This is a genomic window from Acinetobacter sp. 10FS3-1 (assembly GCF_013343215.1).
Taxonomy (GTDB): domain Bacteria; phylum Pseudomonadota; class Gammaproteobacteria; order Pseudomonadales; family Moraxellaceae; genus Acinetobacter; species Acinetobacter lwoffii_C.
Genome location: NZ_CP039143.1, coordinates 2443196 through 2469992, shown reverse-complemented (window position 1 = coordinate 2469992; position 26797 = coordinate 2443196). Strand labels below are relative to the sequence as shown.

The following is a 26797-nucleotide window of genomic DNA, read 5'->3' as shown; positions in this document are numbered from 1 at the left end:
TTTAAGATATTGATTTTAATCGTAATTATTTTTTAGTTTAATTTTTTTTGAACTATCGGGTTCCTATGTTTGCTTTTTGGGGTATTTTGTTCTAATTAAAAATAAATCCTCATGGTCAAGGAAGAATAATGAAAATAAGACAGGCGGAGGGAAGGTGGCAGAACTGGTCAGGCAGCCAGCAGGCGCGACCGGAAATTATTCAGGTTCAGCATCTCCAGCATTTACAGCATATTGTGAAATCTTCAGCGCAGATTCGTGCTGTCGGTGCAGGACATTCCTTTAGTGCGCTCGCCACCACAGATAATATTTTAGTAAATCTGGATCATTTAAGAGGCGTTGTGGCCTGGGATAAAGCAAACACCCGGGCCACCGTGCAGGCCGGCACACGACTCTATGAATTGGGCAAGGATTTAACGCCCTTCAATCAGGCGCTGATCAATCAGGGCGATATAGACCAGCAAAGTCTGGCAGGTGCGATCTCTACTGCGACCCATGGCACAGGAGTCGATTTACCTTGCCTTGCCGCTTTTGTTCAGGGTTTTGAACTACTGACCGCGGACGGTGAGTTGCTACAATGTAATCAACAGCAAAATAGCGATATTTTTCAGGCAGGACGGGTAGCACTGGGCAGTTTGGGTGTACTAACCAAAATTACCCTGCAAAACCGCCCCTGTTATAAGTTAAAAGAACAGATCCGGCTATGTAGATTAAAAGAAGTCTTTACCCAGCTTGAACACTGGAAAAATCAGCATCGGCATATTGAATTCTGGGCTTTTATCCATTCCGACGTGGTGGTGCTGAAAACATTGGATGAAACCGATGACGCTATTCAACCCAGAGAGGACGGCTGGCCTTCTGAAGATAATTTACTGACTGTATGTTCGGAGTTGACCCGAATTATTCCTGCCTCTAATTCTTATCTACAAAAATTACTCGGTGTTTTTGTCAAACCCAGTTGTTATGTGGACTGGTCCAGCCGGATTTTCCCCACAGCGCGCAATACCAAATTTAATGAGATGGAGTACCAACTGCCGGCTGATTTAGGCCTGCAATGTCTGGAAGAAGTTTTACAGACCTTAAAACAGCAGCGCGCCCCGATATTTTTTCCGATCGAGTTCCGTTATGTCAAAGGCGATGACATCTGGTTAAGTCCATTTTATCAGCGTGATTCAGTTTCTATCTCGATTCACCAGTTTTATAAACAGGATTATCAGGCTGTATTTGCTCTGGTTGAGCCGATTTTACAGAAATATCAGGGACGTCCTCATTGGGGCAAATTACACTCCATGACTGCGACTGGCCTGCGTGAACTTTATCCGAAGTGGGATGAGTTTATGACCTTGCGCCAGCAACTTGACCCGCAGCAAAAGTGGCTAAACCCTTATTTAAAACAATTGTTTTTGACGGAGTAGGAGAGGCAGGATGCAAGCTGTTTATTTTCAGCAGTTGACTCAGGACCTGAAGCAACAGGGCACGGGTACACCACAACTGATTCTGGATTTGGCCTGTTATCACGCCAATCTGGAGATGGTGCAGTCCAAGTTGGCTACTGCTCAGCTCAAGCCACGTCTGGTGGTGAAATCTTTGGCCTGTATGCAGTTACTGCAAGTGGCCAGTGAAAAGCTAAAGACTCAGCGTTTTATGGTTTTTCATCTACCACATCTGTCAGACCTACTGAGCAGATTCAAGCAGGCCGATATTTTGCTGGGTAAACCGATGCCTGTTCAGGCAGTCCAGCAGTTTTATCAAAACCGTTCAGATCTAAATGTGTCGTATCCACCGACAAATATTCAATGGCTGGTGGATGATCTGGAACGGCTGCAACAATATCTGCAACTGGCACAGCAGTTAAAGCTGTGTCTTAACATCAACCTTGAAATTGATGTCGGCCTGCATCGGGGTGGTGTCAGTCATCCAGAGCAGTTTAGCGCCTTACTTGAGCTGATTCGGCAACATCCCGACTTTCTCCAGCTTTCCGGCCTGATGGGCTATGATGCCCATGTTGCAAAGCTGCCAAAAGTGCTGAAAAGCCCGGAAAAAAGTTATCAACAATCACAGCAGACTTATCAACGCTATAAAACTATTCTTCAACAGCAGTTTCCTGAGCTGTGGCAGGCAGATCTGTGCTTTAACGGTGGCGGCAGTCCGACCTTTATGCAGCATTGCCAGCAGAGTGTCTGTAATGATCTGGCCTTTGGCTCGATGCTGCTCAAGCCGCGTGATTTCGAGTTGGACCCTCTGTCTGCTTTTCACTGTGCTTTATGGATTGCTGCGCCCATTTTAAAAATATTGCCTTATAGTCAGATTCCGGGGCTGGAAGTGCTGAATCGTCTGCCGCATAGATATAAAGCCGCCTTTATTTATGGCGGCTACTGGCAGGCAGATTATATTTATCCGGAAAACAGCCAGCCACATGCCCTGTATGGACGTAGCAGCAATCAGGAAATGGTCCAGATTCCCAAACACTGTGCAGTAAGCGTTGATGATTATGTGTTTTTAAGGCCCCTGCAAAGTGAAGCGGTGATTCCGCAGTTTGCCCGACTGTATGCCTATCATGAAGGACGATTGACTGCATGGGAAACCTTTCGGGAATAAGAAAATCCTGAAGCAAAAAATCAGCCGGAGTCTTTACTATGCTGGAGCGATTTTCGCCCTAAATCTTATTTTTATTGGGGAAAAGGTTTAATCATGTGGCCAAGCCGTGTAAAATTCCAAATGATTTTTTATTTATCCACCGTTTTTATCTTTTGAGGCTTTGCCTCGATCATAATCTCGCGGTGACATGCTCCATGGTACGGGGCATCACTCCTTAAGGATTTTCTATGCCAATTATCACTTTGCCCAATGGCGATCAAAAACAGTTTGATCAAGCCGTATCCGTGATGGACGTTGCTCAAAGCATCGGTCCTGGGCTTGCGAAAAACACGGTTGCAGGTCGTGTGAATGACCGTCTGGTCGATGCGTGTGATCTGATCACTGAAGATGCCACCCTGCAAATCATTACACCTAAAGATGAAGAGGGTGTCGAGATTATCCGCCACTCTTGTGCGCACTTGGTGGGACATGCAGTGAAGCAATTGTTCCCGGAAGCGAAGATGGTAATTGGGCCGGTCATTGAAGAAGGCTTCTACTATGACATCTGGATGCCACGTCCGTTTACACTGGATGATATGGCCGCGATTGAAGAGCGTATGAAAAAGCTCATCGATCAGGACTATGATGTCGTGAAAAAAATGACACCGCGTGATGAGGTGATTGCAGAATTCACTGCACGTGGCGAAGAGTATAAACTGCGCCTGATTGCAGACATGCCAGAAGAAACCCAGATGGGCTTGTATTATCATCAAGATTATCTGGACATGTGTCGCGGTCCGCACGTTCCCAATACCAAATTCTTAAAATCGTTCAAGCTGACCAAAATTTCAGGCGCTTACTGGCGCGGTGATGCGAAAAACGAACAGTTGCAACGGATTTATGGTACCGCATGGGCTGACAAGAAACAGCTGGCTGCCTATATCAAGCGTATTGAAGAAGCTGAAAAGCGTGATCATCGTAAAATCGGTAAGGCACTGAACCTGTTCCATATGCAGGAAGAAGCACCGGGCATGGTATTCTGGCATCCAAATGGCTGGACCATTTACCAAGTGCTTGAACAGTATATGCGTAAAGTGCAGCAAGACAACGGTTATGAAGAAATCCGTACTCCGCAAGTGGTCGACTTTACGTTGTGGGAAAAATCGGGGCATGCGGCCAACTATGCGGAAAACATGTTTACCACGCATTCTGAAAACCGTAACTATGCTGTAAAGCCGATGAACTGTCCTTGTCACGTACAGGTATTCAACCAGGGGCTGAAATCTTACCGTGATCTTCCAATTCGTCTGGCAGAGTTTGGTTCATGTCATCGTAACGAGCCATCAGGTTCTTTACACGGCATTATGCGTGTTCGTGGTTTTACTCAGGATGATGCACACATTTTCTGTACCAAAGAGCAAATCGGCACAGAAGTTGCAGACTTTATTAAATTGACACTGGATGTATACAAAGACTTTGGTTTTGAAGACGTACAGATGAAGCTGTCCACGCGTCCTGAAAAACGTGTGGGTGAGGACGCACTTTGGGATCTGGCCGAAAAATCTCTGGCAGATGCGTTAGATGCTGCTGGACTGGAATGGGAGCTTCAGCCAGGTGAAGGGGCATTCTATGGTCCGAAGATCGAATTCTCCTTGAAAGACTGCTTAGGTCGTGTATGGCAATGTGGTACGATCCAGTGTGACTTTAACTTGCCAGAGCGCCTTGACGCCTCTTATGTCACTGAAGATAACGACCGAGATCAGCCAGTAATGTTACATCGTGCAATACTTGGCAGTTTTGAGCGTTTTATTGGTATACTCATTGAACACTATGCAGGTTTGATGCCACCTTGGTTGTCACCTGTGCAAGCATGTGTAATGAATATTACCGATTCTCAAGCTGAAGCTTGTGAGTCAGTCGTCGCGAAACTTAAAGAAAACGGAATTCGAGCAATTTCTGACTTGAGAAATGAGAAAATCGGCTTTAAGATTCGTGAACGTACTTTAGAGCGTATTCCATACTTACTGGTACTTGGGGACCGTGAAGTTGAGGAAGGTACAGTAAATGTTCGTACCCGCTCAGGGAAAAATTTGGGTACTATGTCAATCGATACTTTCGTTGACCTAGTAAAAGCAGCCGTAGCCGAACGCGGCCGGTACATTGTGGAGTAACAGCGATTAAACAGCCTGACCGTAATCAACAGGGTGGTAACAAATCAAACCGTCCTGCCTTGAATGATGAAATTCGTGCAAAAGAAGTCCGTCTTGTAGACGAAAATGGTGAGCAAAAAGGGATTGTAAGCTTAGCTGAAGCCCTGCGCGCAGCAGAAAGCGTTGAGCTTGATCTTGTGGAGATCGTAGCGAATGCCGAGCCACCTGTTTGTAAAATCATGGACTTCAACAAGCATTTGTTTGATTTAAAGCAAAAGCAGAAAGAAGCGAAGAAAAAACAGCATCAAGTCCAGGTGAAAGAAATCAAACTGCGCCCGGGTACTGATGTTGGTGATTACAACGTAAAATTACGCGCAATCATCAAGTTCCTTGAAGATGGCAACAAAGTGAAAATTACCTTGCGTTTCCGTGGTCGTGAAATGGCTCACCAGCAGTTAGGTCTGGCTCAATTGCAAAAAATTGAAACAGATGTAGCTGAATACGGTACAGTCGAACAAGCACCAAAAATGGAAGGCCGTCAAATGGGTATGCTGCTTGGTCCTAAAAAGAAAAAGTAAGCACTCATTGAGTCTAAAAAGCCCTGCAATTGCAGGGCTTTTTTATGTTGGTTTTATGAGTCTTGATGGGGGTTTTAAGTTCCACTGGTCTTGAAACATTTGAACAATCGAATGCCGGTACTGTTTAGAAAAGTTGAGTAAATACATGAGGCTGAATTTATGTCTCTCAAACGCAATGAATAGCTGTCAGATTTCCGCATAAGTCCTATTGTTGCTCCGCCCGATCTAGAAAATAACTAAAGTGGCCAAGACAGGAAAGAGAATAAAAAAATAAGCTCATATATTTCAAAATATCAACCGGATATTGTTTTATGAAAGATTGAGGTTTCATCTATTTTTTATTATGTATATTTTGAATCCACTAGACTGTTATGTATAAAAAAGAAAGACTCCAATTGGAGTCTTTCTTTGCATAAAAACATTATTCCGCATTCACTGTTTTTTCGGTCACATCTTCTGAACTTTCTAGCAGTAACTTTTTGCCGATCGGGATTTGTCGTGGCAACTTTTCTTCTGGAATGATACGTTGCAGATCAATCACCAACAGACCATTTTCATAATCGGCTTGTTGTACTTCAATATGCTCATCTAAACGCAATGACAGCCTAAAGGCGCGACGAGCAATACCTTTATGCAGGTATTCAGTACTTTCTGTTTGTACTGCTTCGGGCTTGCCGGAGATGGTTAATAAACGATTTTCAATTGAAATATCCAGTTCGTTCTGATTAAAGCCAGCAGTTGCCACTACAATGCGGTAATGATTTTCACCATGTTTTTCAATATTGTAAGGTGGATAGTTGGGTGTGTCGCTTTGCATCGCGTAGTCAATAAAATCGTTTAAGCGATCAAAGCCAATGCTACGACGGAACAATGGATGAAGATTTAAGTTGCTCATAATTAGAACCTCCTGAGGTCAGCAAAGTTTTAATAACAAGAATTCAAATCTGTCATGATTATCATCGACAGAGCGAAAGAAAACTTTTATCCTTACGCATATTCAATATGTGATTTAGCGGGAAAATTTCAAGATTTTTTCACTTATTTTTTATAAATTTATAATAAAATACTGAAGTTAAAGTAAAAATAATTTATAGCGTGATGGCTTGCTATTTTTTCATGGCTCTATTACGTTGTTCAAACAAGTCGCTCTTCAGGTAGACGGAGTATAAAATCGAATGATCGATCTATATTATTGGCCAACCCCGAATGGTCATAAAATTACTATTGCCCTGGAAGAGATGGGCCTGAAATATCAGCTTATTCCGGTTAATATTTTGGAAAATGACCAGTTTCAATCCGATTTTCTGGCGATTTCTCCTAATAATAAAATCCCTGCAATTGTGGATCAGGATGGTCCCCGTCATCAGGCGATTTCAATTTTTGAATCGGGGGCAATTTTACAGTATTTAGGACGTAAAACCGGGCTGTTTTATCCAGACGATGAGCTAAAACGGGTACAGGTCGAGCAATGGCTGATGTGGCAAATGGGTGGGCTGGGGCCAATGCTGGGCCAGAATCATCATTTTAGTCGTTTTGCACCAGAGCGAATTGCCTATGCAACTGAGCGTTATGTGAATGAATCCAAACGTTTATATGGGGTATTGAATACACAGCTGCTGGGACAGGACTATGTTGCAGGTGAATATTCGATTGCCGATATAGCGATTTTTCCGTGGTTATTGCGGCATGAATGGCAGCAGATTGATCTGGCCGATTATCCTGAAGTCGAAAAATATATTGCACGTATCAAAGCCCGTCCTGCAGTAGCAAAGGCCTTGGCAATCCAGGTTTAGGCGAAGCCATGCATGAAGCAGGTTTATGCTAAACTAGAGTTCTTAAACATAAAACCACCTTTCCGGTGGTTTTTATTGGATAGATGTATGCAAGATTTTTTTCTGAATTTAACCAAGATTATTGAAAGTAATACGCGAATTTATTGGAGTATTATTTTTGGGGTGGCGGCTTGTCTGTTGCTATATATTGCTGAAATTTTCCATGTTGATCATATTATTACGCTCTTAAATACCAAAGATCAGCAAATTTTGGCTGCCGCGATTGATCCGATCACGGACAGATACGGCTGGGCGCGTATGGCAATCATTGTGGCCGCTGTATTGTGGGCAAACTGGGAATTTCTAAAGGCAAAAAAGAAACTGGGCTTAAAACCTTAAGTTTGGTATGTCGCTCCTTTTACTCTTTCTTTCCGCATTCGGGGCGGCAACTCTATTACCGTTGCAATCTGAAGCGGTCTTATTGGGCTTGCTCTGGCAGGAACATCATCATGCAGCCTTATTGATACTGGTGGCGAGCCTTGGAAATATTCTGGGTTCTTGTGTGAACTGGTATTTAGGTATGCGGGTAGAACAGTATAAACATAAAAAGTGGTTTCCTGTTTCAGAGCAGCAGATGCTGAAAGCGCAACGCACTTACCAGAAATATGGTTATTGGTCGCTACTTTTTAGCTGGGTGCCCATTATTGGTGATCCGATTACCCTGATTGCAGGTTTGCTTAAGGAAAAGTTTGGCCGTTTTTTATGGATGGTCAGCCTGGCCAAGACCGGACGTTATCTATTTCTCTATTGGGCTTTTAGTATGTGGTAAAAAAAAGAGGCGTTCGCCTCTTTTTTAATGACATTCATCGAGTTTAAATTCAATTTCATCTCTAAGGCTGGACGGTTTATACAGCCATAAGGTGCTGGCAAGGCGTTTACTACGGATTTCAGTGCCTTTTAGGGCGGCGATCACTTGCTGGTCGACTTCATAACGTCCCGAACCTTGTCTGATCTTAACGCTTTTGACCTGACCTTCGCGATTGAGCTTCATTTTAAATTCAACTTTGCGGTCATGCCCATGCAGCTGCTCAGGATGAAGATCAAGCTGAGGCTGCCTCAGATATTGAAAATGGGTTTTCTGCCCTTGCTGCTGTGCCTGCCAGTGACTAGAGTTAAAGCTATATTCACAGTCAGTCTGAGTCTCATCTTTCAGTTTGAGGCTAAATACCTGATAGCCAATCAGCGGCAGGGTGGTTTTATTTTCAATATGTGGTTTGGCTTTGGCTGCTTTTACAGCCTGAAGCAGGCGTTGATCAAGCTGGGTAAAACCGGTGCTTTCCTGGATCGAGGCCTGTTCTATTTGCCCCTGCTCATTGACATAGATCCGGACGATGGCAGAGCGATTCTGGCCTTTGAGTTCATCATTATTATAAATAGGTTGAGGAAACTTGCTCCATTCAATACGTGTGGTCAGGTGAGCAGGCTGTACATCAATAGATTGTGTGGGTAATTGATTGACGTTTTTTATTGTTGCGCTATAAGCCGTGGCAAAAGGGGCAGTGAATAGCATTACACACAGGATAGGTTTCATAAGTTTGAGTCTTAAATCAGGCAAAGTACAAGGCGATGAGTCTTGCAGCGCAGTATTTCCTGAAATGGCAACACGAGCAAGCATTAAACATAAAAATCTTATTTTTCTTTAGCTTTGCTAAGGTTGACTGCAAACGGCTCTTGGAGTTGGGTTCAGTTGAATGCAATGATTAGTATGGCAAGGTTTGTAAATTTCGTAATTTAATCCCTTGCTGCAAAATGTTAGTTTTGCAATTTCCTTCAGAAAAAAGCACTAGTGCTTTTGTTTTAAGCAAAGATGCATTAGAATGTGCGCTCCCTTACCTGCAGGTCGTTGTTGCAATGGTGCAGACGTGCCGAACAGGTGTTTAAAGAGGTTGTTATGGCTAAGTTAAAAACTCGCCGTGGTGCAGCTAAACGTTTCAAAGCGACTGCAAACGGTTTCAAGCGTAAACAAGCGTTCAAACGCCACATTTTGACCAAAAAATCTGCTAAACGTATCCGTCAATTGCGCGGCTGTGTAATGGTTCACGTAAGTGACGTTGCTTCAGTTCGTCGTATGTGCCCATACATCTAAGGAGATTATAAATGGCTCGTGTAAAACGTGGTGTACAGGCTCATCGCCGTCATAAAAAAATTCTTGCTCGTGCTAAAGGTTACTACGGCGCTCGTTCACGCGTATATCGCGTAGCGTTCCAAGCGGTAATCAAAGCAGGTCAATACGCTTACCGTGACCGTCGTCAGAAGAAACGTCAATTCCGTGCTCTATGGATTGCGCGTATCAACGCTGGTGCTCGTCAAAATGGTTTGTCATACAGCCGTATGATCGCTGGCTTGAAAAAAGCTCAAGTGATTATCGACCGTCGCGTACTTGCTGACATCGCTATGCATGACGCAGTTGCATTTGCTGCTTTAGCTTCTAAAGCTAAAGATGCATTAGCTGCATAAGTCTTTAGGACTTAAAAAAAGACCGCTTTTAGCGGTCTTTTTTTGTGCCTTTATGTATATGGTTGAATTATAAAATTATGAGTAAAAGTTTGAACCCTGATTTTACCTTCATTAGAGAAAGCTGAAATGCGTCAACAATATCATTTTAGACAAGTGGGCGATGATACTCATATTTGGGATGTGCATCGTTTGGTCAAGCTGAGCCAAAGCTTACAGATTAAACAAACTCCAGTGGCAGCTATTCAAGAGCTGAATGAGGCCTATTGGTTTCCTGAAACTCATCCTACCACGCAGCAAATTATTGAACATATTCAGTTGATTCAAGAAGCTGATTTAAGTTATCCCATTATTTTATGCGCAGCAGGGAGAGTGATGGATGGAATGCATCGAGTGGCAAAAGCCCAATTATTGCATCAGGAAACCATTCAGGCGGTCCAATTTAATATAACCCCAGTACCCGACTTTATTAACCTTGCTGAAGATGAGCTGGATTATGACGAGGGCTAAAGATTAATTAGGGTAGAGACGGCCATTTCGCGTATTAGTGACTAAGCACGTGCAGCGGCTTTAACTGATATGCATTGATCAGATGACTTGAGAGCCATACTGTAAATGATGGCTGAAATGAATAAAATTAACGCTGTTGCTACCTCTGCTACAGGGAAAATCATTTTTTCAGGGCTTTGGTATATAAAATCGGCTTGCATTATATTGAGTTGGATAACCTATTTTGGCTGGATTTGCCCTTTTCAGTAAATTTATACTGTTCTGTTAAGCATGTATTTCATCGGGCATGGCATCAACAGAATTTATAGTCTAATTCGAGTAATTAGGAAAGTTTGTCGCGGATGTTTGGATAGCATTCGATGGTCTACTGGATGCTTGGTACACACCGCAAAAACCGGGAAAAAATATGTGCAGATGAAGAATCTACCCGAATCTGGGTATAGCCGGTGGATACCTGTAAAAAGTCAAAAAGAAACTGATGATTTTTTCGCTTAGCTGGGTACTCCTGTATTGTCTCAGGTTTGATACCAACATCCTTTAAATTGTCATCTCGTTCTATAAATCTGCTTTAATTCACAGATGTTAGGGCGCTCTGCATTAAAGGAACACGACAGTTGAAGATACAATTTAATGCACAAAACAGAGTCGAATAGCAGCCCTATCAACAAAACTACAGGCCAAAATAGTAGCCAATCAGACAGATAATCACGGTGATAATAATTAAAGTTAATACATTGGTCGCACTGGACTTGCCTGGGTCTTGCGGTTTGTGTGCCTTAGAACTTGCCGATACATGTTTGTCCGTCGTCATGCCAGCGAATGGATCAGGAGTCGCTTTGCTGCTCAGTTGAGCCGTCTTGTAGTGATTCGCCACTTTAACAATAAATTTTGCAGTTAAATCATCAATCTTTTGCGAGAAATGGCGTAAATCCAGTTGCTGTTCAGGGCTTAAAATCTCTCCCTCCGCATGATAAGGATGCTGAATCTGGTTATCAATAAAATCACTTAAGGCTTCTAGACGATAAAGGGTCTGATGGACATAATCTGCTGAGTAATTGGTCGGGATTAAAGCTAGATGGGTGTTTGAATCAGCTTGCAACGCCGGGATGCTGCCATAATAAGGCAAAAAGCTATAAGTCGGCTCTGTAAAACCTTGGGCCCATCTATTTTGAAACAGCTCCTGTTCGGTATAAGTCTGAATATCATCCCAGTTTGGTGCCTCCAGATCGGCATTAATGCGTTTGGCCAATTTGGAATTTAACTGATAACCCCAGAAGGTTTCCTGCCGCAAAGGAGACTGCTGAGCAGGAGGGACTTCATAGTCATTATCTGCGTTATACCATTCTGCCAGTTCCTTCCCAATCATCCAGGCCATTTTCTCCTGCTTTCCATGGCTGATAATCACATGCGCGAAAGGCACCAGTTCGACATTGGCATTGGGGTTCTTTTCATCTTCCAGTAAATGTGAGGAGTGCAGGCTCAAGCGGTGAACCCCCTGTTTTTTTAAGCCTTCCAGCCAGATCTGAAAGTGTTGGGCCAAGAGATGCTGTGAAAGCAGGTCACGAAAAGTCAAATGGTGCTGATTAAAAATGGAGTGATTCAGCCACTGGCTAAAGCCAAGATCCTGAGTCAGAAACTCGTTACCATAAGTCACAAGGGTCAGTTGCTGTTTCCAAATTTGATCGAGTGCCATAGTGATTTGATCTCTTTGATATTGTTTATATCTTATACTTTTTATATTTGATCCTGCCAATCTAATTTTCCTGTACAGGTCTCTTCATCAAAGTCTTTAAAAACTGTTAGAATATGGGGTTTTTTAAAATAATTTTTTAACCTGTTGCTTTGAGAGTTACTATGTCACTGGAAGCCCTGACCACTGAAGCGCTCGCTGCGATTGCAGCAGCTCAAGACCTTGCTGCACTTGATCAAGCCCGAGTGCAATTTACAGGGAAAAAAAGCCAGCTCGCGGAACAATCTAAGTCGCTGGGTAAAATGGATCCTGAACAGCGTAAAGCGTTCGGCGCACAAATTCATGCAGTCCGTGAAGCAATTACCAATGCTTTGACCGCACGTCAGGCTGAACTGCATCAAGCCGCATTAGAACAAAAGCTGGCGAGCGAAACAATTGATATTACGTTGCCGGGTCGCGGTCAGCAGGTGGGCAGTATCCATCCGGTGACCCAGGTTCAGGAACGTATTTGCCAGTTCTTTACCAAAGCCGGTTTTACCGTGGCAACAGGTCCAGAAGTTGAAGATGACTATCATAACTTTGAAGCCCTGAATATCCCGGGACATCACCCTGCACGTGCCATGCATGATACCTTCTATTTTGATGTTAACCACCTGCTGCGTACCCATACGTCTGGAGTGCAGATCCGTACCATGGAAACCCAGCAACCGCCGATCCGTATTGTCTGTCCGGGGCGGGTATATCGCTGTGACTCGGACCAGACGCATTCACCGATGTTCCATCAGATCGAAGGGTTATACGTTGCGGAAAATACCAGCTTTGCTGAACTGAAAGGTTTGCTAGTCAATCTACTGAATGAATTCTTTGAAAAAGATTTAACAGTACGTTTCCGTCCGTCTTATTTCCCATTCACTGAGCCAAGTGCTGAAGTGGATATTATGGATGAGCGCGGCAAATGGCTGGAAGTACTAGGCTGCGGAATGGTGCATCCAAATGTACTGCGTGCAGCAGGCATTGATCCGGAACAATACAAAGGTTTTGCATTTGGTTTGGGGGTAGAGCGTTTTGCCATGCTACGTTATGGCATTAATGACTTGCGTATGTTCTATCAAAATGATGTGCGTTTTTTACGCCAGTTTGCTTAAAACTTTTTAATAATCCTCTCCAACCTCTCCTTTTAAAAAGGAGAGGGACTCCGCGAAATAGATGGAGTTCTCCCCCTTTGGAAAATGGGGGGTAGAGGGGGATTCTAGAGATTTGAATTACGGGTTTTATATCAATGAAAATTAGCGAAAATTGGCTGCGCACATGGGTTAACCCAGCCATCGACAGCGAAAAATTATCTGACCAACTGACAATGCTCGGTCTGGAAGTCGATGAGTTGGCTCCAGCAGCAAAACCCTTTACAGGCGTAGTGGTGGGTGAGGTTTTAACAGTAGAACAGCACCCAGATGCCGATCGCCTACGGGTAACAACAGTAAATATTGGTTCGGGTGAACCGTTACAAATCGTATGCGGTGCGCCCAACGTTCGCGCAGGCATGAAAGCACCGGTGGCAACCATCGGTGCGGTTTTACCAGGCGATTTCAAGATTAAAAAAGGCAAACTGCGCGGTGTTGAATCACAAGGTATGCTATGTGGTGCTTCTGAAATTGATCTGGAAGACAAAATTGACGGTCTTTTAGAGTTACCGGATGATGCTCCTGTCGGTGTCAATATCCGTGAATATCTGGATCTGGATGACCATGTGATTGACATCAGTATCACGCCAAACCGGGGTGACTGTTTTAGCATTCGTGGTATTGCACGTGAAATCGGGGTCATCAACCAGCTGCCAGTAACTGTACCGGAAATCAAGGAAGTTGCTGCAACGATTAATGATGAGAAGAAAGTCGTTGTCTCAACTGAAGGTTGCCCACGTTACTTGGGTCGTGTGATCAAGAATGTAAATACCAAAGCGCCAACACCAGAATGGATGGAGCGTGCTCTGGTACGTTCAGGCATTCGTCAGCACAGCATTCTGGTGGATATTACCAACTATGTCCTGATGGAGTTGGGTCAACCTCTTCATGCTTTTGATGGCGGTAAAGTTCAGGGTTCTGTCCAGGTTCGTCAGGCAACAGCAGGTGAAAAGCTTGTATTGCTAAACGAACAGGACGTCGAGCTGCAAGATGATGTCATGGTGATTGCAGATGATGAAAAAGCATTGGCCATTGCTGGTATTATGGGAGGCTTGTCTTCATCAGTTACCGATGAAACAACAGAAATTTTCCTGGAATCAGCCTTCTTTGCTCCGCTGTATATTGCTGGGCGTGCGCGCCGTTTTGGTCTGCATACAGATGCCTCGCAGCGTTATGAGCGTGGGGTCGATTTTGAACTGCCAATGCTGGCTATGCACCGTGCTTCACAATTGATTGCTGAGCTGGCTGGCGGTGAATTTGGACCAATTGTTGTGGCTGAAAATCCAGCAGCATTGCCAACGCGCGAAGCGATTGAACTTGAACAGGCACAAGTAGACCAATTGCTGGGTTATAGTATTGAGTCTGGCTTTATTCGCGATGCATTAATGCGTCTGGGCTGTGAGGTGACGGTCAAGGCAGAAGGGCAATGGTCCGTTGTTCCGCCATCACACCGTTATGATATGGCGATTTATCAAGACCTGATTGAAGAAGTGGCGCGTATTCACGGCTATGACAATATTCAGATCAGCTTGCCAGTACTTGAAGCCAAACTTGCAAAATATCAGGATCAGTTTGAAACCGCACAATTGCGTCAGACAGCGGTGACTTTGGGTTACCAAGAAGCGATCAGTTTTAGCTTTGCTGATCTGAAACTTGAAAAGCAGTTAAATCCTGCGGTTAATCCATTGGCATTGGCTAACCCAATCTCTAGTGATTTGGCGGTGATGCGTTCTACCTTATTGTCTAGTCTGATCCCTTGTGTGCAGTACAATACCAACCGTCAGCAGAGCCGTGTCCGTTTCTTTGAATTGGGTTTACGCTTTGACTATCAACATGCTGCCTCAATTCATGATCTTAAACAGATTCCAACCTTTGCCCTGATTGCCACAGGTTCACGCACTGCGGAAAGCTGGCATGCAAAACCACAAGCGATGGATTTCTTCGATTTTAAAGGCGATGTAGAAGAAATTCTGGCTGCTGCACGCTTGAAAGTGGAATATGTACGTTCTGAACGTGCCTGGTTGCATCCTGGTCAATCCGCGGAAATTCTCGTGAATAATGAATCAATAGGTTATTTGGGGCGTTTACACCCTTCACTTGAAGATGAACTGGATTTAACAACGACTTGGGTCGCTGAACTGGATCAAAACGCTGTTTTGCAAACTTATGTATCTAATTTTACAGAATTATCACGTTTTCCGTCGGTTCGACGTGATATTGCGCTTTTAATTAGTGATAAGATTAATGTTAGCGAAATTCAGGGACTTATCGAAAAAACAGGTGGAGAGCTTTTAGACTCGACATGGCTATTCGATGTGTATACTGGACAAGGAGTAGAGGAAGGGAAACGCTCACTGGCATTTGCACTTCTCTGGCAGCATTCAAGCCGTACACTGGAAGATGCTGAAATTAAATCAGGTATGGATAATATCGTTCAAGTGTTGGAAAACACTTATCAAGCGACATTGAGGGCTTCATGACAGCATTAACAAAAGCAGAAATGGCTGATCATTTAAGTGAGCTCACGAGTTTAAACCGTCGTGAAGCTAAACAAATGGTCGAGTTGTTTTTTGATGAGATTAGCCAAGCACTAATCTCAGGCGAGCAGGTCAAATTATCAGGTTTTGGGAACTTTGAGTTACGTGACAAACGTCAACGTCCAGGTCGTAATCCTAAAACCGGGGAAGAAATTCCAATTTCTGCACGCCGTGTCGTTACCTTCCGCGCCGGACAGAAATTCCGTCAACGCGTAGGGAATGAGCAGATCAATTGATCTGCTTTTTTCTTTGAATAATAAGCTATAAAAATTCAGATTTTTATAGCTACAAAAAAAGAGAGCCAATGGCTCTCTTTTTTTGTACTGAATAATCGTAATGATTATTGAGCAGCAGCTTCAGAAGCAGCAGTTGCATCAGCAGCAGCGTCAACAGCAACAGCAGCAGCAGCGTCAGCTTCAGAAGCAGCAGCTTCAGTAGTAGCAACTTCAGAAGTAGCTTCTACAGCAGCAGCATCAGCAGCAGCTTCAGCTTCAGAAGCAGCTTCTACAGCTTCAGAAGCAGCTTGGTTGGCGTCAGTAGCAGCGTCGTCAGCTTTTTTAGCACAACCAACGAAAGCTAAAGTAGTAGCAACTGCAGCAGCAATAGCGATTTTTTTGAATAACATGGCATCACTCTCTAAAAAAATGAGATTAAAAAAAACCGGAGTTAGGCTGTAATATGCTTTTATTATTCCTAATTTTGTCAGGGACTAACAACGCAGGAGCAGTCTAACTGGTCTGTAAATATGCTATCACCGTGGATTTTGAATTGCTACTGGCTAAACCGTTAAAAATGTAGAAAAATGATAAAAATGAAGAGTTTTTTAACAGAAAATAACAATTAATTGAAAGATTAGGATTGGAGAAAGGCAGGTTTTGTTTTTTAAGTTTCTGATTACTTTGTTTTATTTATTTTATTAATCAAAATCTTAAAAATAAGTTTACATGATTTCATGCATATTGTTTCAAAGTGTAAGGCTTGTCAACCATAAAAGGCCACCGAATAGGTGGCCTTTTATGTGATGATTAATATTAATTAGATGCTTTACGTTTCATCTGGTCAAAGAACTCATCATTGGTCTTGGTTTCTTTCATCCGATCCAGTAAGAATTCCATGGCTACCAGTTCATCCTGGGTGTGGAGTAATTTACGCAGAATCCAGACTTTACGCAGATTATCTTCGGACATCAGGCGCTCTTCACGACGCGTGCCTGATTTCTTGATATTCATGGCAGGGAACACACGTTTTTCTGCAATACGGCGATCCAGGGTAATTTCTTGGTTGCCTGTACCTTTGAATTCCTCGTAAATCACTTCATCCATCTTGCTACCGGTTTCAATCAGCGCAGTCGAGATGATAGTCAATGAACCGCCTTCTTCGATATTACGTGCCGCCCCAAAGAAACGCTTTGGACGCTCCAGCGCGTGAGCATCAACACCACCTGTGAGCACCTTACCAGAGGAAGGAATCACAGTGTTATAAGCACGCGCCAGACGTGTGATTGAGTCAAGCAGAATCACAACATCTTTTTTATGTTCCACCAGACGTTTGGCTTTTTCAATGACCATTTCGGCTACCTGAACGTGACGGGCCGGTGATTCGTCAAAGGTCGAAGCCACCACTTCACCGCGAACAGTACGTTCCATTTCAGTAACTTCTTCAGGACGTTCGTCAATTAAAAGTACAATCAGGAAAACTTCCGGGTTATTGCGGATAATAGACTGGGCGATATTTTGTAGCAGCATGGTTTTACCTGCTTTTGGCGGCGCTACAATAATCGAACGTTGACCTTTACCAATCGGTGCAACCAGATCGACTACACGTGCAGTCAAATCTTCAGTTGTACCATTGCCTAGTTCCATGATCAGCTGTTCAGTTGGAAAAAGTGGGGTCAGGTTTTCAAATAGGATCTTATTACGCGAGTTTTCTGGCGTATCGTAGTTAATCTGGTTGACTTTGAGCAGAGCAAAATAACGTTCACCTTCTTTAGGCGGACGAATTGTGCCGGTAATTGTATCGCCAGTACGCAGGTTAAAACGACGGATTTGTGAAGGGCTGACATAAATATCGTCAGGACCTGCCAGATAAGAGCCTGCGGCAGAGCGTAAGAAGCCAAATCCATCTGACAAAATTTCTAGAACGCCATCACCAAAAATCTCTTCGCCATTCATTGCATGACGTTTTAAGATGGCAAAAATAATGTCTTGCTTGCGGTTACGCGCCATACCTTCAAGGCCCATAAACTCGGCAATCTTGATGAGTTCGCCAATCGGTTTTTTCTTGAGTTCGGTTAAATTCATAGGTAGTCAGATAGAATCAAAGTTCTGAGGTACAGGTTAGAAAGGGAGTAAGATTTGGCCGCATACAAGCATTCAAACGAAAGTAATTGAATTTGTAGAAGAACAATTCAGAGATCTGTTTGATTGTTTGAAAGAGAAACGTGAAAAACAATTTCTATTGCCGAGCGGCATCTTATGTAATGTATCTTTTAAGAAATTGGCAGGATTTAGCATCCTTTATCTCTTGAGTTAGAAATATAAGAGAGAAACCGCTTTTTGTCAATTTATAGTCGAAAAAAATACGCGGCGATTTGTCGCGTATTTTAATTTGAATTGGATATGCTTAGATATTTTCATCAATAAATGCAGTCAATTTTGATTTTGGCGCTGCACCTACTTGAGTCGCAATCACTTCACCGCCTTTAAACATCAGCAGTGCAGGAATGTTGCGGATATTGAAATTTACTGCAGTTTGTTCGCAAGCCGTCACATCTACTTTGACAATTTTTACTTTGCCTTGGTATTCATCTGCAAGGACTTCAAGTACAGGGGCAATGGCTTTACATGGTGCACACCAGCCTGCCCAGAAGTCTACTAGTACAGGAATATCTGATTGAAGAACGTCTGCTTCGAAGTTTGCGTCAGTAGTATTTACAATGTTGCCAGACATGAAAGGCTCCAGAAATAATTTTTAAAGATGACTATATTTCTTAGTATTACATAGCCTTCTTTAACAATGTAGGGGAATCTGTAAATTTTGAAGCTTAAATCGTGTTTTGTCCAATGGATGATGACGATAGTCATCATCGTGTCATGCAATTGACATATAAATGAAAAAATAATTACGCGAAATTGTGCTGTTAAATGGCTTTTAAATTGCATGGTTGTGAATTACTCTAGGCACAATTTGTAAAAGGTTGATTTCTGAAATGTCTGATTTTTTGATTGATGAAGAGCTACTTGCAGCCATCGATATGGGATCAAACAGCTTTCATTTGGCGATTGCCCGTGTGGATCATGGCGAAGTTAAAAAAGTCGTATCAATGTCAGAAAAGGTTCAGCTGGCTGCAGGGCTGGATGAAAATAAGAATTTAACTGAGGCAGCACAGCAGCGCGGTCTGGCATGTCTGGCACGTTTTGTGGGACGTTTGGGGGCCGTGCAGCCCAACCGTTTAAGAATCGTGGCAACCAATGCGCTACGCCAGGCTAAAAACGGGGATGAATTTATTCAAAAAGCGGCTGAAATTCTGCCTAAGCCGATAGAAATTATTGCAGGGCGAGAAGAAGCTCGTCTCATTTATCTGGGTGTGTCACACACCATGGAAAATTCAGGTCGCCGCCTGGTGGTGGATATTGGTGGTGGTTCAACCGAACTGATTATTGGTGAGGAATTTGAGCCGATTCATACAGAGTCGGTGCAAATGGGTTGTGTGGCTTTTACCAAAGCTTATTTCCCTGAAGGTCAAATCAGTAGCAAGGCTTTTGATAAGGCGGTCACTGCAGCACGTAAAGAAATTTCTGGTATTGCCAATACCTATAAGGCAGCAGGTTGGGATGCGGTAGTTGGCTCAAGCGGTACGATTAAAGCCTGTCGCCAGATCTGTGTGAACATGGGCTGGAGCAATGATAAGGAACAGCTTACCCGCGAAGGTCTAGAAAAACTGAAAGACAAGCTGCTGAAATACAAACATGTCTCTGAAATGGAATTTGAAGGACTTAAAGAGGATCGCCGTGCAGTTCTGCCGGCAGGTATTGCTATTCTTTATGCCGTTTTTGATGTCCTGAATGTTCGTTATCTAACCTATTCTGATGGTGCATTACGTGAAGGGGTCATGTATGACCTGTTGGGCCGTTTTAAGCATGAAGATATTCGAGACCGTTCGGTACATGCCCTGATTGGACGTTATAGTGCCGACAGCAAACAGGCAGAGCGTGTAGTGCAAACTGCACAAAAAATGTTTGATGATATGGCTGAACAGCTTGGACTGAACAGTGATGACAGTGACCTGTTGCGCCGGGCTGCCTATTTGCATGAAATTGGTCTGGCAATCAGCCATAGTGGTTATCAGCGTCATGGTGCCTATTTGTTGCAGCACTCCGACATTGCCGGTTTTTCCCAAATCGACCAGAACTATTTGTCACATTTAGTCGCGCACCATCGTCGCAAATTGCGCACTGATGCCAAGATTGATGTGATGAAAGTGGGCGGATCTAAACTTTTATACTTGTGTTTGCTGCTTCGTCTGGCGGTTTTGGTCAATCACAGCCGCAGTGATGAGATGCTTCCTGCCATTGAACTCAAGGCAAAAAATACGCAACAATGGCAGCTCAGTATTTCCGGTGATGCCAAACAGTGGCCATTGCTAATCGCTGAGCTGCATGATGAACAGCTGCAGTTTAAAAATTGGGACATTGATCTCTCGATTCAGTCTGAACAGTTTGTTAATTAATACCTTTATAGGGATGAAAAACGGTTAACCTATGAGAAATAAAGCTACCCCATCAAAAGCATGGAAGACAGTGCAGATCGCCCGTCATCCGGAACGTCCACAATTTCTGGATTATGTTGGTGAAATATTCACTGAATTTGATGCTTTACATGGTGACCGTTTATATGGTGATGATGGTGCCATGATTGGCGGTCTAGCTCGCTTTGATGGGCAGCCCGTGATGATTGTCGGTCAGCATCGCGGTCGCAGTACCCGTGAAAAACTACAGCATAATTTCGGCATGAGTAACCCGGAAGGTTACCGCAAGGCCCAGCGTTTACTAGACATGGCGGAACGTTTTAATCTGCCGGTCTTTACCTTTATTGATACCATGGGCGCTTATCCGGGGGTAGGGGCAGAAGAACGTGGTCAGGCTGAAGCAATTGCCACCAGCCTTGCTCAACTCTCTAATTTGAAAGTGCCTGTAATTGCTACGGTACTGGGTGAAGGTGGTTCGGGTGGCGCACTGGGTATTGGTGTCGCGGATCGGGTCATTATGCTGTCTCATAGTATCTATTCTGTGATTTCGCCAGAAGGCTGTGCATCTATTTTGTGGAAAACTGCAGAGAAAGCAGAGGTAGCGAGTGAAGCGCTGGCCCTGACAGCAGACAAGCTGCAGAAAATGGGGATTGTGGAATATGTCGTGGATGAAGGTGAGGGCGCTCATTTAAATCCGGATCAGGTCATGAACAGCCTGAAAGCTGTCCTGAAAGAAGCTTTAAATGAATTGCAACCGATGGAAGCACAAGAGCGATGCGAAGCACGTTACCAACGTTTAATGAAGTTTGGCAGCGACAATTTAGGTCTGGTTTCTTAAAGCAACTGCAGGAATTTCCTGCAGAAAAAAAATTTCTAATCGGATGCAGTGGTGGCGTAGATTCTATGCTGCTGCTGCATCTGATGTTTTTTTTCTGTCCCGAAAAAGTGCGTGCCATTTATGTGGATCATCAATTGCAGCACATGAGTGCAGGGTGGGGAACTTTCGTCCAGCAGCAATGTCAGCAGCGGCATATTCCCTGCATCGTCCAGCCGGTTCAGGTCCTGAGTGGAAATCTTGAGCTTCAGGCTCGTCAGGCTCGTTATCAGGCTTATGCACAACATCTGCAAGTCAATGAAATTCTGGTATTGGCCCATCATCAGCAGGATCAGGCAGAAACCTTGATGCTGCGCCTGCTCTCTGGTGCAGGAATTGATGGTCTGGCCGCTATGAAACCGGTAGATCAGCGAGAAAATCTAACCATCTGGCGGCCATTGCTAGATATCTCCCGTGAGCAGATTTGTCAGTGGGCTATGGATTTAAATATCCAGAATATTGAAGATCCGACCAATCAGGATATTCACTATGATCGTGCTTGGGCACGTGAGCAGTTATGGCCAGTGCTGACAGAACGTTATCCTAAAATGCAGAATGCTTTGGCGCGTAGTGCCGTACTAATGCAGGATACACAGGATATTTTGCAGGAAATTGTGCAGCAGGATTTGAAATCTTGCGGCACTGCAGCAAGGCTTGATTTAACCCGGTTGAATCAATTATCTAAAGCACGACAACGCCAGCTCTTGTCGATCTGGATGAAAGGCACAGCACAATATCGTCCTGCCTTTGATATGGTGGAACGTTTGCAGCGTGAAGTTATTGCTGCAAAACTGGATGCTCAGGCTGCACTGCATTGGCAAGGCTATTATTATGTGCGTTATCAGCAACAGCTCTATCGCTTAACAGCTGCTGTTTATCAGGCAGATCGAAATGCTATTCCCGTTGAGCAAGTCCTGCAGTTGAACTTGGCTGCCAATGTGCGACTGCCTTCAGGAAGCTTTAAAATTCAGCAGGCAACTGTGGGTTTATCCAGAGATTTACTGAATCGGCGGCTGAAACTGACACGAAGACAAGGCGGTGAAAAAATCCATTTGCATGGACGTGTAGGTAACTGGCCCTTAAAGAAAGCCATTCAGGAAGCGCAAATATTTCCCTGGACACGACATACGATTCAAATATTAAGCACAGATAATGTTATGCTAGGCGTGTTTACACCTCAGGGATTCTGGTTGGCTCAATCTGCATATTGTACAGCAGGGGGGTGGCTACCTATTTTGGTTTCTTCGACATTAGAACTCAACGACGAGCATTGAACATGAGTGCAGCTTTAAATTGTAATATCTGTTTTATCGGTGGCGGTAATATGGCGCAGGCTTTAATTGGCGGCCTGATTTCACGAGGATTGGCAGCAACACGTATTACAGTGGCTGATCCGGTTGAAAAAGTCCGTACGCTGCTGGCAGAAAAAGATATACATGTGACTGATGATAACCAGGCTGCGATCAAAGATGCGGATATTGTCGTGTTTGCAGTTAAACCTCAGGTGCTGGCTAGCGTACTGCTACCCTTGAAAGGATTGGTGAGTGACAAGCTGATTATTTCTATTGTCGCAGGTGCAGAAATTGCGACTTTGTCGCGACTATTGGGGGCGGAACGTATTGTACGGGTGATGCCAAATACTCCGGCGCTGGTGCAAACCGGCGCACATGGACTATATGCCCATGACAATGTCGAGGCAACTGACCGAGAGCTGGCCAGTCAAGTTCTCGCTTCTACTGGTCTGACAATTTGGGTAAACTCAGAGGCACAGATTGATGCAGTGACAGCTGTATCCGGTTCGGGACCTGCCTATTTTTTCTATATGATGGAAAGCATGATCCGTGCGGGCAAAAATTTAGGTCTGGATGAGAAGACTGCTACTGCTCTAACTTTGCAGACTGCATTAGGTGCAGCGCAGATGGCCATTACCAGCTCTAATACACCCACTGAACTGCGTAAAAATGTAACTTCTCCTAATGGGACAACGCAGGCAGCGCTGGAGGTTTTTGACCGTGCGCAAATCTCGCAGAATATTCAGGCAGCTTTGGCGGCTGCACAAAAACGTAGCCAAGAACTTGCACAAGAACTTAGTGAAAGTAATCAATCTTCAGTTTAATTTTTAGGAACGTTCAAGTATGGGTGCAAATTCTGCGCTAATTTTTGGCATTATCATTAACGTCGCGATTTTGCTCGTATTCTTCCGCTTTTTAATGCAACTGGCTGTCATCAGTCCCTATAATCCGGTAGTACTTTCAACTGTCAAGGCGACAAAAATTGTAGATGTATTCGGTCGTATCTTTCCGACCCTGGGCAAAGGCCGGGTCAATACGGCAGCTTTGGCCTTGCTGGTGGTGTTATATCTACTCAAGATTTTTGGCATGATGTATTTGTCCGGAGGGATGCCGAATGGCCCTGTACATCTGCTGATTTTGACTTTTGTCACGATGATTCAGGACCTGATCCGTTTCTGTCGTTATCTGATTTTTGCAGCCATTATTTTAAGCTGGGTGGTCATGTTTACCCAATCGCGTTCTCCTTATATTGAGGTAGTGCAGGAACTGGCTGAACCGATTCTGGCACCATTTCGCCGTATTATGCCGAATATGGGCATGATTGACCTGTCTCCAATTATGGCGATTCTGGCCTTGATCATTATTGAAATGATTATGAATCAAGTTGCCATTGTCTTGTTGACTGGCCTTTAACAAGATTTTAAAAAAGGATGCTAAGGCATCTTTTTTTATAGGGGACAAATGGGAAACTCTTTTAATGAAGAGCTCTGGTTTAATTTGCCCCCAGAAAACCCTTGAATGGCACATTAAGCAAGCAAATTAAAATGATGGGTTTTATCCTGCTCTCTTCAGCGCAACTCTGGTCTCGGGACGGATAAATATAGTGTCCAGGTGAAATATTTACCAAGGAGCGTGTGATGTCCAGTCTATTTATTGTCATGCTTGGAGGCCGTCATGTGCGGGCAAATATGGAAGTCCATGATGTGGTTCTGGCGGTGGGGGAAAGTCTGGAAGAAACCTATCCGCAACTGAAAAATGCTTGGTTTGGCGAACAGCAAGGTTTGCATATAGATGCCTGGGCACAGATTCATGGCGTAGAGTTTGCAGGAAAGTCTTACCAGATTCAATTTACGGATGCCGCACCGAATCAGGCGAATGAAAAACTCTGGCTTATTAATCTGGGGGGCTATGATGCACATGAATTTGGCGAGCTGCATCGTTATGTGCTGGTGGTCGCACAAAATGCTATGGTCGCCAAGCAGCGGGGTAAAGCCCATTTTGCACGGCACTGGCAAAAGCAGCATACTGATCGAGTGCTAGATATAGATGACTGCATTGCCATCGATCATGTCTATGGCCGTTATATTCAGTTGGTCGAGGGTGAGTTTAAGCCTAATCGCTGGGAAAATACCTATCTGTCGATTTAAATGGATGAAATGATAAACAGAGGGTGATGTAGCAGATCTCGACGAGTGGTAGCAAAAAACGCTTTATCAAATCTTAATAATGGGCATAATACGATTAAAAATATCGTTTCTGAATAAGATGGAATGTCTTAAATGGATTTAATTCAGGCAAATGGACAACCGCGTTACGGACGTTTTAAGGAAATTCCCAAAAGCATTGATTATGATGCCTACCGCTACAAAACCCCTTATGGAAATACGGTTTCGGGTTGGCGTAAACATTTAAAGTATAAAAAATTCAAGTTTTGTAGTATTCAGCACGAGCACTATACGATTGGTCTGGCGATTGCCGATATCGCATGGGCTGGGCATAGTTTTGTCTATATCTATAATCATCTCACCAATGATGTACAGGAATGGAAGGCGATTAATTTTCTGGCACGGCATACGGTACTGGATGAGCAGCCGCTGTTTAATCATAGTTATTTTAATAAGTCACCTTTTCAGATCGAGATTCAGCATAGCAACGGGGTGCGTTATATCAACGTTACCAAATATGGAGAAATCAAACTTTCGGCCCGCATCTTCTGTGCAGGAACAGAGCCACTGAGTATGTGCAGTCCGACCGGAATTAATGGCTGGACCTATACCCAAAAATTGACCACGCTGGCATGTGAAGGGTATTTCGTCAACAAGCAGGGCCAAACCCTGCAATTTAATGAACGGACTTTTGCCTCCCTGGATGATACTTGCGGCTTTTTGCGCCCTGAAACGGCATGGTTCTGGCTGTCCAGTAATTTTAGGGATGCCAATCAAAACCGGATCGGGATTAATCTGGCATCTGGTGTCAATGAAAGTTTTGGCAATGAAAACTGTTTATGGGTGAATGGAAAGATTTATCCACTCGCAGATGTGCTGTTTCAGCAGGAAAATGAAAACCAGTGGAGTATTCAGTCGCTGGATCAACGTTTAAATCTGACAGTTAAAACCGGCTGGCGTCGTTATGAGAATCTGAATCTGCGTTTGGTCGGTAGTCAGTTCAGTCAGTGGCAGGCCAAAATCTGTGGCACCATTCAGCAAGGTGATCAGGAAATTATTCTGTTAAATGAATATGGGCTTTTAGAGCAGCACTATGCGAAGTGGTAAGATTTTTTTATTGCTGCCTCCTTAAAGAGTCTTTCCTATTCTATTCAGAATATGAGTCAGTTTCGGTGTTTAGAAATTGACATCTTATTTTTTACCTCCAGCTACCTGATAAAAATGCCAGTCCATATTGTTTAGGGACTGGCATAATTCAAGCGTGAAGACTTTTTTGTAATCTGACGGCCTATCTTTGCTGAGCGCTTAAGCTTGTGCGGCCTGCCAGAATGCTTCACCCGCCAGAATTGGATTATTGGTTTCTTCCAAAGTTTTGACCCAGACTTCGTATTGCGCAATGACTGGGTGTTGGCTTGGATGGAAGTCAGCTTTAAACCAGTCACGATATTGCTTGCCCATGCGTGTTAGCACCCCTTTTCTACCAAAGAACCACGGCAGGCCTTTGAGGTTCATTTGCCAGCGCTGTAGTCGGTTAAAACCATCATATTTCAACATGATATTTGCGCGGTAGAGGGTAAAGCCGAACATCACCACCGTGATAAACGGCAGGGCCGCTTTACGGGTTAATTCGGGTGTCTGGGCGACCTCTTTCATCACATCGAAGGCCACATCACGGTGTTCCATTTCCTCAATGGCATGCCAAGCGAAAAGAGCGCGCACATAAGGATGTGCTGCAGCCAGTGTCTGCTTATGGGCATAAAACGTTTCTGCCATTAAGGCGGTTAAGTGTTCTGCAGCAGCAGTGACGGCAATATTGTAATGTGGTGAACGGTACTTGAGATCTCTGTTCATCATACTATTCAAGCGGCTAATAAACTGGTCAACCGGCATCCCTTGCTCACGCATCAGATCATTCATTTGGTCATGTGCAATACCATGCTGCGCTTCCTGACGAATAAAATCGGCTACACGCTGCTGTAGCTTGGGGTCTTTGATTTGGTCGCGAAACAGTCGCACACTCAGAATAAAATAGCGCTCGCCATCTGGAAAGGTCAGGCTGAGCGCATCAAACATGCGGGTCAGAAAAGGATCACCGCCAAACCAGTAACGTGGAATTTCATCAAGCTTGAAATCAAGATTGCTACGGACCACAGGTTGTATGGTGGATTTTACTATAGCGTTCATTTACTTTTATTCTTTTTTCTGGAGATATT

Annotated in this window: 27 protein-coding genes; 20 read left to right on the top strand and 7 right to left on the bottom strand. The window is 44.0% G+C overall.

Annotation, left to right across the window (positions count from 1 at the left end):
- Window positions 1–128: 128 nt before the first annotated feature.
- The 4 genes from E5Y90_RS11630 to infC all read left to right on the top strand — a co-directional run bounded on the left by E5Y90_RS11630 (window position 129) and on the right by infC (window position 5302).
- On the top strand, window positions 129–1412 hold the full coding sequence (locus E5Y90_RS11630) for a D-arabinono-1,4-lactone oxidase (protein WP_174660261.1): 1284 nt from the start codon (window positions 129–131) through the stop codon (window positions 1410–1412).
- 10 nt (window positions 1413–1422) lie between these two features.
- Window positions 1423–2595 carry an alanine racemase gene (locus E5Y90_RS11625; protein WP_174660260.1) on the top strand — a complete coding sequence of 391 codons (1173 nt, stop codon included), beginning with the start codon at window positions 1423–1425 and terminating at the stop codon, window positions 2593–2595.
- A gap of 227 nt (window positions 2596–2822) precedes the next feature.
- Entirely contained in the window at window positions 2823–4745 is a 1923-nt protein-coding gene (gene thrS, locus E5Y90_RS11620) for a threonine--tRNA ligase (RefSeq protein WP_151203665.1), read from the top strand.
- Window positions 4746–4804: 59 nt separating this feature from the next.
- Entirely contained in the window at window positions 4805–5302 is a 498-nt protein-coding gene (gene infC / locus E5Y90_RS11615) for a translation initiation factor IF-3 (protein ID WP_218955312.1), read from the top strand.
- Window positions 5303–5723: 421 nt separating this feature from the next.
- Here the strand turns inward: infC and E5Y90_RS11610 are convergent, their stop codons facing one another.
- Window positions 5724–6197 (bottom strand): Hsp20 family protein, encoded by a 474-nt coding sequence (locus E5Y90_RS11610; protein ID WP_174660259.1) that lies wholly within the window; start codon window positions 6195–6197, stop codon window positions 5724–5726.
- Window positions 6198–6477: 280 nt separating this feature from the next.
- Here E5Y90_RS11610 and E5Y90_RS11605 point away from each other — a divergent pair, with 280 nt between their 5' ends.
- The 3 genes from E5Y90_RS11605 (at window position 6478) to E5Y90_RS11595 (ending at window position 7903) form a co-directional block, all read left to right on the top strand.
- Window positions 6478–7095, top strand: a complete 618-nt coding sequence (locus tag E5Y90_RS11605; protein WP_174660258.1) for a glutathione S-transferase N-terminal domain-containing protein — start codon at window positions 6478–6480, stop codon at window positions 7093–7095.
- A gap of 87 nt (window positions 7096–7182) precedes the next feature.
- Window positions 7183–7473 carry a hypothetical protein gene (locus E5Y90_RS11600; RefSeq protein ID WP_151207474.1) on the top strand — a complete coding sequence of 97 codons (291 nt, stop codon included), beginning with the start codon at window positions 7183–7185 and terminating at the stop codon, window positions 7471–7473.
- A gap of 7 nt (window positions 7474–7480) precedes the next feature.
- Window positions 7481–7903 (top strand): YqaA family protein, encoded by a 423-nt coding sequence (locus E5Y90_RS11595; protein ID WP_174660257.1) that lies wholly within the window; start codon window positions 7481–7483, stop codon window positions 7901–7903.
- 24 nt (window positions 7904–7927) lie between these two features.
- On the opposite strand, the gene E5Y90_RS11590 is transcribed toward E5Y90_RS11595, so the two are convergent.
- Window positions 7928–8665: a TonB family protein gene (locus E5Y90_RS11590; RefSeq protein ID WP_174660599.1), complete on the bottom strand. Its 738-nt coding sequence runs from the start codon at window positions 8663–8665 to the stop codon at window positions 7928–7930.
- Between the two features lie 360 nt (window positions 8666–9025).
- On the opposite strand from E5Y90_RS11590, the gene rpmI reads away from it, so the two are divergent.
- The 3 genes from rpmI (at window position 9026) to E5Y90_RS11575 (ending at window position 10098) form a co-directional block, all read left to right on the top strand.
- Entirely contained in the window at window positions 9026–9220 is a 195-nt protein-coding gene (gene rpmI / locus E5Y90_RS11585; protein WP_001096359.1) for a 50S ribosomal protein L35, read from the top strand.
- Window positions 9221–9231: 11 nt separating this feature from the next.
- Window positions 9232–9591: a 50S ribosomal protein L20 gene (gene rplT, locus E5Y90_RS11580; protein ID WP_004647525.1), complete on the top strand. Its 360-nt coding sequence runs from the start codon at window positions 9232–9234 to the stop codon at window positions 9589–9591.
- 126 nt (window positions 9592–9717) lie between these two features.
- The gene (locus E5Y90_RS11575) at window positions 9718–10098 is read left to right on the top strand and encodes a hypothetical protein (RefSeq protein WP_174660256.1); all 381 of its coding nucleotides are present in this window, start codon (window positions 9718–9720) and stop codon (window positions 10096–10098) included.
- 670 nt (window positions 10099–10768) lie between these two features.
- Here the strand turns inward: E5Y90_RS11575 and E5Y90_RS11570 are convergent.
- Window positions 10769–11791, bottom strand: coding sequence for a hypothetical protein (locus tag E5Y90_RS11570; RefSeq protein ID WP_174660255.1), 1023 nt, complete (start codon window positions 11789–11791; stop codon window positions 10769–10771).
- A 161-nt stretch (window positions 11792–11952) separates the two neighbouring features.
- Here E5Y90_RS11570 and pheS point away from each other — a divergent pair, with 161 nt between their 5' ends.
- From pheS to E5Y90_RS11555, 3 genes are all read left to right on the top strand, one after another.
- Window positions 11953–12933, top strand: coding sequence for a phenylalanine--tRNA ligase subunit alpha (gene pheS, locus E5Y90_RS11565; protein ID WP_174660254.1), 981 nt, complete (start codon window positions 11953–11955; stop codon window positions 12931–12933).
- A 134-nt stretch (window positions 12934–13067) separates the two neighbouring features.
- Window positions 13068–15449: a phenylalanine--tRNA ligase subunit beta gene (pheT, locus tag E5Y90_RS11560; protein ID WP_174660253.1), complete on the top strand. Its 2382-nt coding sequence runs from the start codon at window positions 13068–13070 to the stop codon at window positions 15447–15449.
- Window positions 15446–15742 carry an integration host factor subunit alpha gene (locus E5Y90_RS11555; RefSeq protein ID WP_004783565.1) on the top strand — a complete coding sequence of 99 codons (297 nt, stop codon included), beginning with the start codon at window positions 15446–15448 and terminating at the stop codon, window positions 15740–15742. The genes pheT and E5Y90_RS11555 overlap by 4 nt, the downstream gene beginning before the upstream one ends.
- Before the next feature lie 104 nt (window positions 15743–15846).
- Here the strand turns inward: E5Y90_RS11555 and E5Y90_RS11550 are convergent, their stop codons facing one another.
- The 3 genes from E5Y90_RS11550 to trxA form a co-directional block, all read right to left on the bottom strand.
- Window positions 15847–16131 (bottom strand): hypothetical protein, encoded by a 285-nt coding sequence (locus E5Y90_RS11550; protein ID WP_174660252.1) that lies wholly within the window; start codon window positions 16129–16131, stop codon window positions 15847–15849.
- Window positions 16132–16537: 406 nt separating this feature from the next.
- Complete coding sequence (gene rho / locus E5Y90_RS11545) at window positions 16538–17806, bottom strand: transcription termination factor Rho (protein WP_151203641.1); 1269 nt, start codon at window positions 17804–17806, stop codon at window positions 16538–16540.
- 322 nt (window positions 17807–18128) lie between these two features.
- On the bottom strand, window positions 18129–18455 hold the full coding sequence (trxA, locus tag E5Y90_RS11540) for a thioredoxin (RefSeq protein ID WP_151207486.1): 327 nt from the start codon (window positions 18453–18455) through the stop codon (window positions 18129–18131).
- Window positions 18456–18714: 259 nt separating this feature from the next.
- Between trxA and ppx the strand changes: the two genes are divergently transcribed.
- From ppx to E5Y90_RS11505, 7 genes are all read left to right on the top strand, one after another.
- The gene (gene ppx, locus E5Y90_RS11535; RefSeq protein ID WP_151203637.1) at window positions 18715–20235 is read left to right on the top strand and encodes an exopolyphosphatase; all 1521 of its coding nucleotides are present in this window, start codon (window positions 18715–18717) and stop codon (window positions 20233–20235) included.
- A 31-nt stretch (window positions 20236–20266) separates the two neighbouring features.
- Entirely contained in the window at window positions 20267–21091 is an 825-nt protein-coding gene (locus E5Y90_RS11530; protein WP_151203635.1) for an acetyl-CoA carboxylase carboxyltransferase subunit alpha, read from the top strand.
- Window positions 21028–22401 carry a tRNA lysidine(34) synthetase TilS gene (gene tilS, locus E5Y90_RS11525; protein WP_151203633.1) on the top strand — a complete coding sequence of 458 codons (1374 nt, stop codon included), beginning with the start codon at window positions 21028–21030 and terminating at the stop codon, window positions 22399–22401. Before E5Y90_RS11530 ends, tilS begins: the two co-directional genes overlap by 64 nt.
- A 2-nt stretch (window positions 22402–22403) precedes the next feature.
- Window positions 22404–23243: a pyrroline-5-carboxylate reductase gene (gene proC, locus E5Y90_RS11520; RefSeq protein ID WP_373688397.1), complete on the top strand. Its 840-nt coding sequence runs from the start codon at window positions 22404–22406 to the stop codon at window positions 23241–23243.
- A 19-nt stretch (window positions 23244–23262) separates the two neighbouring features.
- Window positions 23263–23832: a YggT family protein gene (locus E5Y90_RS11515; RefSeq protein ID WP_174660251.1), complete on the top strand. Its 570-nt coding sequence runs from the start codon at window positions 23263–23265 to the stop codon at window positions 23830–23832.
- 224 nt (window positions 23833–24056) lie between these two features.
- Complete coding sequence (locus tag E5Y90_RS11510; RefSeq protein ID WP_174660250.1) at window positions 24057–24566, top strand: DUF1543 domain-containing protein; 510 nt, start codon at window positions 24057–24059, stop codon at window positions 24564–24566.
- 132 nt (window positions 24567–24698) lie between these two features.
- Window positions 24699–25691: a DUF2804 domain-containing protein gene (locus tag E5Y90_RS11505; RefSeq protein ID WP_174660249.1), complete on the top strand. Its 993-nt coding sequence runs from the start codon at window positions 24699–24701 to the stop codon at window positions 25689–25691.
- 198 nt (window positions 25692–25889) lie between these two features.
- Here the strand turns inward: E5Y90_RS11505 and E5Y90_RS11500 are convergent, their stop codons facing one another.
- Window positions 25890–26768 carry a metal-dependent hydrolase gene (locus tag E5Y90_RS11500; RefSeq protein ID WP_174660248.1) on the bottom strand — a complete coding sequence of 293 codons (879 nt, stop codon included), beginning with the start codon at window positions 26766–26768 and terminating at the stop codon, window positions 25890–25892.
- Window positions 26769–26797: the final 29 nt, after the last annotated feature.

What these genes read in the sequence shown, in the direction of transcription:
- rho (WP_151203641.1), bottom strand. Translation starts at nt 17,806, where the DNA reads ATGAATTTAACCGAACTCAAGAAAAAACCGATTGGCGAACTCATCAAG.
- E5Y90_RS11510 (WP_174660250.1), top strand. Translation starts at nt 24,057, where the DNA reads ATGTCCAGTCTATTTATTGTCATGCTTGGAGGCCGTCATGTGCGGGCA.
- E5Y90_RS11595 (WP_174660257.1), top strand. Translation starts at nt 7,481, where the DNA reads ATGTCGCTCCTTTTACTCTTTCTTTCCGCATTCGGGGCGGCAACTCTA.
- E5Y90_RS11505 (WP_174660249.1), top strand. Translation starts at nt 24,699, where the DNA reads ATGGATTTAATTCAGGCAAATGGACAACCGCGTTACGGACGTTTTAAG.
- E5Y90_RS11625 (WP_174660260.1), top strand. Translation starts at nt 1,423, where the DNA reads ATGCAAGCTGTTTATTTTCAGCAGTTGACTCAGGACCTGAAGCAACAG.
- E5Y90_RS11555 (WP_004783565.1), top strand. Translation starts at nt 15,446, where the DNA reads ATGACAGCATTAACAAAAGCAGAAATGGCTGATCATTTAAGTGAGCTC.
- ppx (WP_151203637.1), top strand. Translation starts at nt 18,715, where the DNA reads ATGTCTGATTTTTTGATTGATGAAGAGCTACTTGCAGCCATCGATATG.
- thrS (WP_151203665.1), top strand. Translation starts at nt 2,823, where the DNA reads ATGCCAATTATCACTTTGCCCAATGGCGATCAAAAACAGTTTGATCAA.
- pheT (WP_174660253.1), top strand. Translation starts at nt 13,068, where the DNA reads ATGAAAATTAGCGAAAATTGGCTGCGCACATGGGTTAACCCAGCCATC.
- pheS (WP_174660254.1), top strand. Translation starts at nt 11,953, where the DNA reads ATGTCACTGGAAGCCCTGACCACTGAAGCGCTCGCTGCGATTGCAGCA.
- E5Y90_RS11530 (WP_151203635.1), top strand. Translation starts at nt 20,267, where the DNA reads ATGAGAAATAAAGCTACCCCATCAAAAGCATGGAAGACAGTGCAGATC.
- E5Y90_RS11610 (WP_174660259.1), bottom strand. Translation starts at nt 6,197, where the DNA reads ATGAGCAACTTAAATCTTCATCCATTGTTCCGTCGTAGCATTGGCTTT.
- E5Y90_RS11570 (WP_174660255.1), bottom strand. Translation starts at nt 11,791, where the DNA reads ATGGCACTCGATCAAATTTGGAAACAGCAACTGACCCTTGTGACTTAT.
- E5Y90_RS11630 (WP_174660261.1), top strand. Translation starts at nt 129, where the DNA reads ATGAAAATAAGACAGGCGGAGGGAAGGTGGCAGAACTGGTCAGGCAGC.
- E5Y90_RS11550 (WP_174660252.1), bottom strand. Translation starts at nt 16,131, where the DNA reads ATGTTATTCAAAAAAATCGCTATTGCTGCTGCAGTTGCTACTACTTTA.
- trxA (WP_151207486.1), bottom strand. Translation starts at nt 18,455, where the DNA reads ATGTCTGGCAACATTGTAAATACTACTGACGCAAACTTCGAAGCAGAC.
- E5Y90_RS11600 (WP_151207474.1), top strand. Translation starts at nt 7,183, where the DNA reads ATGCAAGATTTTTTTCTGAATTTAACCAAGATTATTGAAAGTAATACG.
- tilS (WP_151203633.1), top strand. Translation starts at nt 21,028, where the DNA reads ATGCGAAGCACGTTACCAACGTTTAATGAAGTTTGGCAGCGACAATTT.
- E5Y90_RS11605 (WP_174660258.1), top strand. Translation starts at nt 6,478, where the DNA reads ATGATCGATCTATATTATTGGCCAACCCCGAATGGTCATAAAATTACT.
- E5Y90_RS11590 (WP_174660599.1), bottom strand. Translation starts at nt 8,665, where the DNA reads ATGAAACCTATCCTGTGTGTAATGCTATTCACTGCCCCTTTTGCCACG.
- rpmI (WP_001096359.1), top strand. Translation starts at nt 9,026, where the DNA reads ATGGCTAAGTTAAAAACTCGCCGTGGTGCAGCTAAACGTTTCAAAGCG.
- E5Y90_RS11575 (WP_174660256.1), top strand. Translation starts at nt 9,718, where the DNA reads ATGCGTCAACAATATCATTTTAGACAAGTGGGCGATGATACTCATATT.
- E5Y90_RS11500 (WP_174660248.1), bottom strand. Translation starts at nt 26,768, where the DNA reads ATGAACGCTATAGTAAAATCCACCATACAACCTGTGGTCCGTAGCAAT.
- proC (WP_373688397.1), top strand. Translation starts at nt 22,404, where the DNA reads ATGAGTGCAGCTTTAAATTGTAATATCTGTTTTATCGGTGGCGGTAAT.
- E5Y90_RS11515 (WP_174660251.1), top strand. Translation starts at nt 23,263, where the DNA reads ATGGGTGCAAATTCTGCGCTAATTTTTGGCATTATCATTAACGTCGCG.
- rplT (WP_004647525.1), top strand. Translation starts at nt 9,232, where the DNA reads ATGGCTCGTGTAAAACGTGGTGTACAGGCTCATCGCCGTCATAAAAAA.